The sequence below is a fragment of the Variovorax sp. P4_D9 genome (assembly GCF_056401695.1).
The window spans coordinates 1-1,982 of record NZ_JBFUIU010001230.1; the positions used below are offsets into that span (position 1 = coordinate 1).

Genomic DNA, 1,982 nt, shown 5'->3' on the forward strand with positions numbered 1-1,982 from the left:
GAGGAGCGGCTGCAGATGCGGCAGGAGCGATCCAAGCCATTGTGGGATCAGCTGCATCTGTGGCTCAAACTCGAGCGCACGCGCGTGCCCGACGGTAGCGCGATCGCCAAGGCGATTGACTACAGCTTGAACCGCTGGGAGGGGTTCGGTCGCTTCCTGCTCGATGGCGACGTGCCGCTGGACAACAACCATTGTGAGAATCGGATGCGGCCGATAGCTGTTGGACGCAAAAATTGGCTTTTTATTGGGAGCCAGTTGGCCGGCGAGCGAGCTGCTGTCGTGATGAGCTTGCTTCAGTCGGCCAAGCTCAACGGGCACGACCCTTGGGCCTACCTGAAGGACGTCCTCACCCGCATGCCGACGCAGTTGAACAGTCGGATCGAGGAGTTGCTGCCCCACCGGTGGCAGCCTGCCGGCTGAGCTCGACCAGGTCGACGCCCGGCGCCGCGCCGAGACGGCCGCGGCTCGACCGACAACGAACACGGTCAGCACGACGACGCCGAGCCAGCGCGAGGCAAACACCATTGCCTTCGCCCAAGCCGCATCCACCATGTTCATCATGGACGCGATGCTCAGCCACAGGCCACGTCACCTCAAGATGCCACGGCCAGGCGCTTACATTCCTGCGGCGCCGGCTGCGAAGTACATCACGCCCGTCTGCTCTCCTCGTTTCATTTGCTCTAAAAGTTCTGAGGTCGCCTCAACCATTTCTGGTCTTGCGAGATGGCCGCGGATATGCACTACCTTGTCCACTGTGGCCCTTCGACCCTCGCGCGGGGCCTTCAACGGGGCCGCAGGAGCCGTGCGGACGAACGGCAGGATGTTGGAGCCTGTTGTTGGCGCGCCGTCTGCGGACGCGGTATTCTGTTGTTTAGCCATGATGTGCAGATCCTTCTAGTGATGCACGTTGCGGTCAGGTCGGTCGGGTGGTCCAACACCCTTCCGGCCGTTTTTTTGCCTCAGATGAACGCACCTTGCGTGAATCCCGCCATGAGGCGCGGCGGATCTAGTCGGGCTCCACGTAGGTCGCGTGCAGCCGCTTGATTTCTCCCATCGCGCCGAGGTACGCAGACACCCAAACCGGAATCGGCGTGATGCCGTTCACCCAACGGCTCGGCGTGTTCTTGTCGAGTCCGGTCTTCCGGCAGAAATCAGATTGCTTCCATCTAAGCGCCGCGATCGCCTCGGTGAACTGCTCGGGCGTCATGGCGGTATGGGTTTCGCTTGTCATGATGCAACTCTAGCAGAGATTCCCTTAATGAGTAGAATTTATTTTGTTATGTACTCATATTTTACATAACGCCCCTTGTACAACCTGCCCGAGGTGCACAACTTTTCGGCTTCCGACACACTTCCTGAAGAGAATCAATGACTTGCGACTCTCCGGGTTTGCGCTCAAAAAATAGGCAACGTCGAACAAAAACTACACGTGAGAGTTATCCACAGGTGGGAGCAGGCGCGCCGGCACTTACGATTCGAACTTGGCAATGCCCAGGGCCGGCTTCACCGCCACCACCGATCATGAGACGACAGCCTCCTCCACTCCTCACAGCCCAGGATCGCGAGATCAGCCAACTCAAGGAAGAGTTGTATAGGACGCGGGATGCGATGCTGCACATGATGTCCGGGGAAGCCCAAGCAATCCTCCGCACCTACTTCGATTGCGTCCGTGTCGATGACACTTATCGATGGGTCCAGCACATTTCAGACGACCTAATCGCCCTGGCCGAGCCTTTGCCGCGTGTTTCCCACCTACAGTTCGGCGACCGCGCGAAATGCCCTTTGTGCGGTGGCGAAGCACAGACCCTGTATGAGAGTGGATATGCCCTGCCGGAGGGTCTCCGCCGACACCTTGAGGGCAGCCATCAATCGGTCCGATGCCCAGTGGTCACGGCAGCGGTTGGAATCGCGGACTACCACTGGGACGACAAATTCCAGCCGCGGGGGTCGCTCGCGAGAGAGGCGCAGCGAGAGGCCATGGA

At 59.7% G+C, this 1,982-nt stretch carries 4 protein-coding genes; 1 reads left to right on the forward strand and 3 read right to left on the reverse strand.

Annotated elements, in window-relative coordinates; all coding sequences use genetic code 11:
• A partial coding sequence (locus tag AC1DY5_RS53320; protein WP_478122300.1) for an IS66 family transposase occupies window positions 1-420 on the forward strand: 420 nt, incomplete at its 5' end.
• A 195-nt stretch (window positions 421-615) separates the two neighbouring features.
• Here the strand turns inward: AC1DY5_RS53320 and AC1DY5_RS53325 are convergent.
• The 3 genes from AC1DY5_RS53325 to AC1DY5_RS53335 all read right to left on the reverse strand — a co-directional run.
• Window positions 616-879, reverse strand: a complete 264-nt coding sequence (locus tag AC1DY5_RS53325) for a hypothetical protein (protein WP_478122301.1) — start codon at window positions 877-879, stop codon at window positions 616-618.
• Window positions 880-1,006: 127 nt separating this feature from the next.
• Entirely contained in the window at window positions 1,007-1,231 is a 225-nt protein-coding gene (locus AC1DY5_RS53330; RefSeq protein WP_478122302.1) for a hypothetical protein, read from the reverse strand.
• 521 nt (window positions 1,232-1,752) lie between these two features.
• Window positions 1,753-1,982: hypothetical protein (locus tag AC1DY5_RS53335; RefSeq protein ID WP_478122303.1), on the reverse strand; the 230-nt coding region annotated here is incomplete at its 5' end.

What these genes read in the sequence shown, in the direction of transcription:
- AC1DY5_RS53325 (WP_478122301.1), bottom strand. Translation starts at nt 879, where the DNA reads ATGGCTAAACAACAGAATACCGCGTCCGCAGACGGCGCGCCAACAACA.
- AC1DY5_RS53330 (WP_478122302.1), bottom strand. Translation starts at nt 1,231, where the DNA reads ATGACAAGCGAAACCCATACCGCCATGACGCCCGAGCAGTTCACCGAG.